Consider the following 7847-nt stretch of genomic DNA (forward strand, 5'->3'; position numbering starts at 1 on the left):
GCGGGCCGGGGTACCAGCGGTGCAGCGAAGGAAAGGCCAGGTAGACCTGATCGGCCCACGGGTAGGGCACGACGGCGGGGTTCTGGACGTCGGTCGGATGGCCCGCCTGGTCTTCGACGGTCATCACGCACGGCAGTTCGCTGGTGATGTAGATCGAGCCGTAGCCGTCCGGCTTGGCGCCGGCGCGCGGGGTGAACCAAGGAATTCGCGTCGGGTCGTCGGTTTCGTAGCGATGGACGGTGCGGCGGCCGTTCGGGAAACCGCGGAGGTACGAGACGAAGCGGCTGAGGCGGCGGTCGTAGAAGATCTGGTTGGTCCAGTTGTCGCAGGTGACGGGCGAGAGCGGTCCGGCAACGACCTTCCAGCGGACGCCGTCGTCCGATCCGAAGAGGTTCGGCTGATCGCAGGTGATGCCAAACACCGGGTCGCGGAGCCGGGCGTGCTTGGTCGGATCGCCGATCTCGGACGGCGGCTTGAGGCCGTCCGGGTCGAACAGGCCGCTGAGCGTGCCGATCATCATGTACGGATGCGGAAACGGAGCGGCTGGGTCATAGTGTGGGGCGCCATGGAGGTATGGGGCGATGATGTTGGTGTCGCGACGGCACTGGAACTCGAAGAGCCCCAGCTTCGGCCGGCGCCAGCAGCGGCCGTCGTCGGACTCGGCGAGGCACAGGTGGGTCATCGCCCGGCCGTCGACGAAGGCCATGTCCGTGTAGTACATCCGATAGCCGCCGCCGGTATCGACGACGCTGCCGAAAAAGACGCGGAAGGCCTCCCACGGCATTTCGGATTCCATGACGACTTCGCGGCTGGTCGGAGGGTTGACCGCCAAACGAACGTTGTCGGCGTTCTCAACGAAACGGTGGTCGATGAAAAGCTGTTTGCGATCGGCAACGTCGATCATGGCATATCAGTCCTACGGTTCGGTGAGCACGAGGTCCGATCCGGCCAGCCGGGACCAATGCCGAATGGCCGGAGCCTGGTGCGAGTATCCGGCCATCCAGTGGTGGCCGATGCCTTCGTCGTGGATCCACTGGATCAGGTGCGCGGCGGAGTGGTCGAACTTGACCCGCAGCGGGTTACCGGGAAAGACCATTTCGGTCTGAACGGCTTCGCCCTCCAGCAAAGCGCACTGATAGCCTCTGCCGCTGGGCACGAGGTTGATCAGCGTCACCGGTCCCGGCCGTGCGGGAAACAGAGCGCAGGCGCCCTGTCCCATCAGCCGCACGGAGGCCAGGGTGATCTTGTTCTTCGACTCAGCCAGAGAAAACGACCCGGAGCCGCAGTGGGTGAAGACCACCGACCCGTCGGGTAGCGGGTCGAGCCAGTCAGTATTGTGCGTCGGCTGGCCGGTCAGCAGTTGGAGCACAAGCTGCCCGACCGCGCCGTTGACGTCGCCCTCGCAGCCGAGTGGAACCCCTTCGTCCGCCAGCAGCGACGCCGCCAGGCACACGCGGCCCATGAAGTGCGGATAGCACCCGATGGTCAGGGCGTCGAGCCGATGCTCCTGCACGAGCTTCTTGATCGCCCCGTAGACCTTCATCGAATCGATGCCGTCCGCGTCGGAGACGCGGCAGGCGCCGGCCCGACCGGTCACCTTTCGCCACAGTTCAATCGCGTGATCCTCCGGCGTCTTCTGGGCGCGGGCCAGCAGTTCCGGCATGTCCAGCGGCACGACGCGCGGGCCGACGGTCTTCTTGAGGGCCATTTCGTTGACGGCGACTTCGGTCATGCCCGCCACGCGATGGCCGGCGTGTCCGATCCGGGCCCGGCGCAGACGGTAACGCAAAGCGGCGGCGTGGAGGAACTCCATCGTCGATGCGAAGTCTTCGCCTTCCTCGACGGCGGCAAATATCGAATGGTACGGAATTTCAAGCTGCTTGAGGTAGCAGGTGAGCTGCTGAGCGCCACACAGGGCGCCGGTCTCCATGCCCGGCGCCGGCCACAGCAGGACCGGCAGCGGACACTCCTCCAGCAGGTCGAGCGCCAGGTAGTCTTCGAACCACGAGGCGACGGTCAGGATCACCGCGTGGACGTGGGCCTCCGCGGCTTTGCGTCCGGCGGCGACGGCCTGATCGGGGTTTCCGACGGGGCCGAGGTTCAGCACCTCACAGCCGCGGGATTCCAGCAGTCCGGTCAGATCGGCTGCGAGCTTCGGAGCCCGGTCGGCGCCGACTTCGAGGGGCGAAGAGAGCGAGGCCACCGCGATTCGCGGGATCAACTTGGTCATCGGATCAGGCACGGTGAAATCCTCCGGGAATGGTTTAAGGGCTCGGCCGAGTCAGTGTGCATGGGTTTCTCCGCCAAAAGTGAGCACGCCTGCGGAGGGCAGATCACCTCGGAATGTGACGATGGTTTCCACCCCTTTGATGGTGCGTTCCACGCCGACGGCGAAGTGTTCGACATCCATCGCTCGACCGTTGAGACGCGGATGGACTGAACGGCATCCTTCCAGGATGAACGTAGGACGGTTCAGATCGGCGGAGAGCGCGAGGTCGGCTTGCCCCGGCTGCACGCGATACGCCCGCTGAAGAGGATCGTACTGAGCTCCGTCGACGGCGGACGGCGTGAGCCACTCGGCGACGAGGGTTCGCAGCCGCGCATCATCATCTGGGGCGATTCCGCACAGCCACGACCACGTGACGGCTCCGGACTCCGCGACCGACACGGGCGCGTTGTTGGCGTAGCCGAGGAACGTGTGCGTCGGGCGGTCGAGGAACTGGCTGGGATCGGTCAGCGGCGTGGTCCCGTAGCCGCGGGTGACCGGCCAATGGATGTGGTCGGCGAACAGGGACGGGAGGTCTCCGACCTGAACCCAGCGGTCATCGGCGACCAGAGCACCCGCCTGGTAGCGCATGCCGGTATTCGGCTGGAGGCGGACATGCATATTCCGCCCGTGCGAGGCGACGAAGACGCCCGGGCGACTGCGATAGTTCATCCGGAAGATATACGCGTCCAGCGACTTGCCGAAATCCGGCGGCTCGGGCCATGCACACGGCTGGGTGACATCGTGCGTGTCGAGAATGGTCAACGCCTTGACCGGCGTGATGCGCTGCGACGACGCGCCGGCCGGGTTGACCGTGATCAGTTCCATGTCGTTGAACGTCCGCTTGCCGCGCGGCGCGCCGATCATTGAGCAAGGGATGCGTCGGCCGGTCTGCGGGCAGAACCGCCAGACCTGCTCGTCCTTCGGGTCCAGGTGGATGGTGACGTTGCGGACGGCGACCGCGTCGGGATAGACGAAGTACATCTCGTCAACCCATTGGTCGCGGCAGACGGTGTAGGCCGAGTCAACCAGAGGATACCGCCAGTGGATCACCGCGCGGGCGGGGCTGCTATGGATCAGCCGGGTGTGCGTGTAGACACAGCGGCGGTCGGACATCATCTCGCAGCAGTCGCGGAATACGCCCGGCTCGACCGTTTCGGCGAAGAAGTTGGCGGTCATGACGTTATCGAGAGCCCAGGCCGGGGCGTAGCTCATGCCGCGCCACAAGACGAACTTGGCCGGCGATTCGAAATCGACCACGAGGTCCGGCGCCTCGCCGGTCTTCCACAGCGACGACCATTGGGTGGTCGTCCCGTGGCCGGTTACCACCGGCATGTCATATTCCAGGCTGCCGTAGCGTGCTCCGAACGTGCGGACGATATTCGCCCGGTCGACGATCAGCAGCGGAACCTCTTTGGCTTCAACGCGGCGATCTCCGTCAAAAACGGTGAGCCAGACTTTATGACTCCCAGCCTCCAGGCCAAGCGGTCCGAGCGACCCGTTCGTCTCCTTATTCCCAGCCGCAAGCTCGAACCGAAACTGCGATGGCTCGATCGACAGCTCATCGTCGGCTGTTGCCACGATGGTGTCGGCGTGTACCAATCCGAACCCCGCGTCGACCGGTCCGGCTCCGCTGGCTGCTCGGAGGCGGTACGAGTCAGCGTTTGACCGAGTTTCATCAGAAGCCGCATGCATGTTCAGTGTCCTTCAATGGTCTATTATGTTGGTTCGAGCGGTCAATTTCCAATGCTCACAGCCTTTCCAGAATCACGGGCCGGCCCAGCGCGCTGCGAACGGTTCTGTCATCGGCGCGGACGGTGAAGGAGTTTCCGTTGACGAGGAGGTCCATCCGTCGTCCGCGGAGTCTCAAGCCGTGCAGGGCGATGCGCGGCGAGAATCTCGGTGGACGGGGATTGACGGTGATCCGGCCGTCGACGTCGACGTTCAGGCCGAACATTCCGAACATGATTCCCTGCGCGGCGGAGACCGACCCGATCGCGTTCTGCAGCGGCGTGTCGCGGCGGTAGTCCTTGCGGTTGGCCACCAGCGAATCGCTCCAGTATGGCAAGCGGTCGCCCCACCACAGGACGCGCCGAAGGATGTCCTCCGCCCGGTCCGGCCGGCCGGCCCGATAGAGTTTTTTGACGATCGGCCCGATGAAGCAACTGCAACATCCACCGCCGCCGTTGTCGATATCGACCTGATCGTACGCCGGGTCCTTCTTGGACATGCTGTGAAGCCCGTAATCCGAGAGGAACTCGTCCTCGTTGAGGTGCGAGAGCAACCCGCGTTCCTGATCGGCGTCGAGGACGGGGCTGCCGATCAGCTTGAACATCTGGACGGTGTAGCGCAGGTGCTTTTTGCCTTTCGCGTCGAGCCAGAAGAACCAGTTGTGCTTCGGCGACCAGAGTGTTCGCCGGAGCAGGCGTTTGATTGCCTCGGCCCGGTTGCGAAGATTGACGGTCGCCTTGCCGGCCATCCGGCACAGTTCGTCGGCGGCGAGGTAGTAGGCGTAGCGCCGGCCGTTCATGTCCGGCAACACGTGGTCGTAGCGGTACTCCCGCCGAAGCTCCAGATGGTGGTTGCCGTCGCCGTAGTCGACCAGCACGGCGTCTTTCGACAGATCGTCGCCCACCAGGGCCTGTTCGACCACATGGTCAACGATCGTCTTGCCATTCACTTTCTCGAAAAGAAACCGCACGTCGCCGGTGTTCAGCACGTAGTGGTAGATGTGAAAGATGATCTTTTCCTGGTTGATGTAGTACCACGGCCCGTAGGCTTGGCCGGTGATCGGCAGGAAGGCGAAGTGTTTGGTCAGGTCGATCGATAGGAACGCCTTGATGTGCTCCCGCTGGGCGGCTGGGTCGTAGAGGCTGAACACGTGATGGTTGTTGCCGAAGTCCCACAGGTAGCTGCACGCGCAGCCGCCGATCATCGAGCCGGTGGAGTAATACGGCTGAAGCTTAAATTCCGGCACACGCCACTGGTTGAGCAGCAGATGCAGAAGGGAGCGGTTGTAAAACGCCTCCAGGCGCTTGTCCTGGGCGTGAAGCGTCGGGAGTTTCTCGAAAAGGTCTTGCGCCTTTCGCTGCCAGGCCGCCTGGGCTTCTTCAATGAAGCGGGCTGGGCTGTGGACAAGCTGCTGGGCATCCCTCGCCGCGGCCGATTTCGGACCGATCGCTACGGCCAGATGGAACGTTCGCTTCGCTTTCGCTGGTAAGGACACGGTCGTCTTCCACAGCGAGGCAGCATCTTCCCACGCTGGATCGGGCAGATCGGTGGCGACCGCCACCGCTCCGGCGGCATTCGCCTTCACCAGCCGCCGTTCGTCCGCGCGATTCCGCGTCGGCGTCGCCGATTGCGGCCGAGAGAAATCCCAAACTTCGTTGCGGTCAAGGCGGCCATCGATGGTAATCTCCAGCGGAACTCGGACTGCCCTGGCGGTGCGGTTCTCGAGGGTGAAGCGCAGAACAGCGGCCCGGATGCCGTCGCACAGAACGGTTTCGCTGTGGACCTCGACGCCGTTGATCCGGCCGTGCCGGGCGGCTTGGAACGGATGCCAGAAATATTCATCGGTGCGGACCTTCTCGCCGAAGAGCCGCACTTCAAGTTGGAAGTCCGAGCTGACGTACGGTGGGGCGTACAGTCCGCGGAACGACAGCACGTCGCGGAACGTCAGGTTCGTGGTGAGCATGCCGTTAAAGAGTCCCAGATCGGCCTCTTCCAGCAGGCTCGCCTTGCCGTCGATCGCAAATCGTTTTAACCCATCGACCATGACGTTTCCTCGGATCAGTGAAAACTCGGATTGGTCATCTCGCCGACCGCTTCGACCATGGCCTGGAAATTCTCCGGCTTGATCGGCGGGTTGATCTCGCTGGACGAGGCGACGAACATTCCACCCGTCGTCAGCGCGTCCGTCTCCCGGATGTGACGGTGGACTTCGGCGCGGACCTGGTCCGGCGTGCCACGCTCCATCAGATCGACGCCGTCGACTCCGCCCGCCCAGACCATCTTCGGCCAGGTCTTCTTGAGCTCCACCACGTCCATGCCGCAGGCCGGCTCGAGGCAGTAGAAGCCGTCCACGCCGCAGCCGATCAGATCGGGAATGGCTTTACGGTAGTTTCCGTCGCTGTGATAGATGACCTTGACGTCATGCTCATGCCACGCCTCGACGAGGCGGCGGACGTAGGGGTAGTGGGTCCGATGGAGGAATGTGGGACTGAAGGTCGGTCCCTGTTTGGTGGCGAAATCCTCGGGCAGCAGGATCACCGGCGAAAGGGTCCGATCGGCAACGGCGTGGACCCGCTCGATCTCGGCGGCGGTCGAGACTTCCATGAATTCCACCATCTCGTCCGCATGGTCTTCGTAAAAGAACGTGAAGAGCTCGAGGCCCATCGTGTCATATGCCGAGCAGAACCCGGTTTCGCTGTAGTTGAGGATAACGGTCTCGCCGATCTTGGCCTGGAGGTCGAGCATCTCGGCGCGGTAGTGCTGCCGAGCGGCGTGCGGGTCGAACTGCCGTTTGCGAATGACGTCGGTTCGCTTGCCCAGCCACCGCCGGCACTGCTCGACGTCCTCGAAGCGATTGACCCGCCACGTGGTCCAGTTGTCGTTCTGATAGATCAGGCCGTCGGCGGTCGTATAGCGTTCGACCCCGAGCGGCGCCTTGGGTGGAAAGCAGATGTCCAGGGTCTGACGGATGGCTGCGCAGACGTCGTCCACCGTGTAGTCAAACCCTGCGATTGTCTTGCCGCTATAGAGCGCGATTACGCCAGCGTTGTAGCTGAGCTGTTCGTGCAGAGCGACGCGGTCCACTTCGCGAAGTCCCAGCGTCCGCTCGACGCGTTCGCGTTTGGATATCTTGTCGCCTTCGAAGAGCCTTTCATACTTGCCCATGAACGCTCCTTTCCGTGCTCGTTGCCCACCATTCCTGAGTCCTTATTTGAACGTTGATGAGCTGGTATGGCGCGAAGGGAAACTCAACGGCGTCCGCCTCCACCGGCAGCACGTTGAGAATCCTACCGGCCAGGTCCGTCAGCCGGGCTTCGCGAACGAAGGGCCATGCGAGTCGGCCGACGCCGGTCTGGCCGCCGATCTCCAGAAGCCGAACGTCTGCGGCTCCGTCGTCACGAAGTTGGACGCCGCTGAGGACGACGTTTGCCGGCTGAAGATCGACCTCTGCGAATTCGGGCGAAAGCACCGCGTGTTTGAACCGGTAGCACGCAGCGGGGTCGAAACGGCGCGTGCTGGTCAGCGAGTAGCGGAACGCAAACTGCCCGCCCTGCCAGAGCTGGAAGTTCGTCGGCCAGGTGTTGTTCATTGCGTATGAGATGAGCAGTGGTTCGGCCGGCTGGTAGTCGTGCCCGGCCCACGCCAGGGTCCGCAACCCGCCGATCTGCACCAGCGGGGCATCGTGCGTCAGCCACATGACAGCCAGGTCCTCATCGGCCATGCACGCCAGATGGCGAACGCCGACGAAATCGCTGTGCGAGCAGGAGAGCAGGTCCTCGGGAAATCGCAGCAGGTGGCCGGCCATCTCCAAGCGGGTCGTGAACGCGGACTTGCTGAGCTTCCACGGAAA

General features: G+C 63.6%; 6 protein-coding genes. All 6 read right to left on the minus strand.

The window, feature by feature from the left end; translation table 11 throughout:
- The coding region (locus GXY33_12910) for a hypothetical protein (protein NLX06032.1) at positions 1-904 on the minus strand (904 nt) is incomplete at its 3' end.
- Positions 905-916: 12 nt separating this feature from the next.
- A complete protein-coding gene (locus GXY33_12915; GenBank protein ID NLX06033.1) occupies positions 917-2230 on the minus strand; it encodes a hypothetical protein in 1314 nt (437 codons plus the stop codon).
- 51 nt (positions 2231-2281) lie between these two features.
- Positions 2282-3868 carry a hypothetical protein gene (locus tag GXY33_12920; GenBank protein NLX06034.1) on the minus strand — a complete coding sequence of 529 codons (1587 nt, stop codon included), beginning with the start codon at positions 3866-3868 and terminating at the stop codon, positions 2282-2284.
- 148 nt (positions 3869-4016) lie between these two features.
- Positions 4017-6041: a hypothetical protein gene (locus GXY33_12925; protein NLX06035.1), complete on the minus strand. Its 2025-nt coding sequence runs from the start codon at positions 6039-6041 to the stop codon at positions 4017-4019.
- Between the two features lie 14 nt (positions 6042-6055).
- Positions 6056-7162 (minus strand): hypothetical protein, encoded by a 1107-nt coding sequence (locus GXY33_12930; protein NLX06036.1) that lies wholly within the window; start codon positions 7160-7162, stop codon positions 6056-6058.
- Positions 7149-7847, minus strand: a 699-nt coding sequence (locus tag GXY33_12935) for a hypothetical protein (protein ID NLX06037.1), incomplete at its 5' end; no start/stop codon positions are given. The genes GXY33_12935 and GXY33_12930, both read right to left, overlap by 14 nt.

Source organism: Phycisphaerae bacterium, assembly GCA_012729815.1.
GTDB lineage: Bacteria > Planctomycetota > Phycisphaerae > JAAYCJ01 > JAAYCJ01 > JAAYCJ01.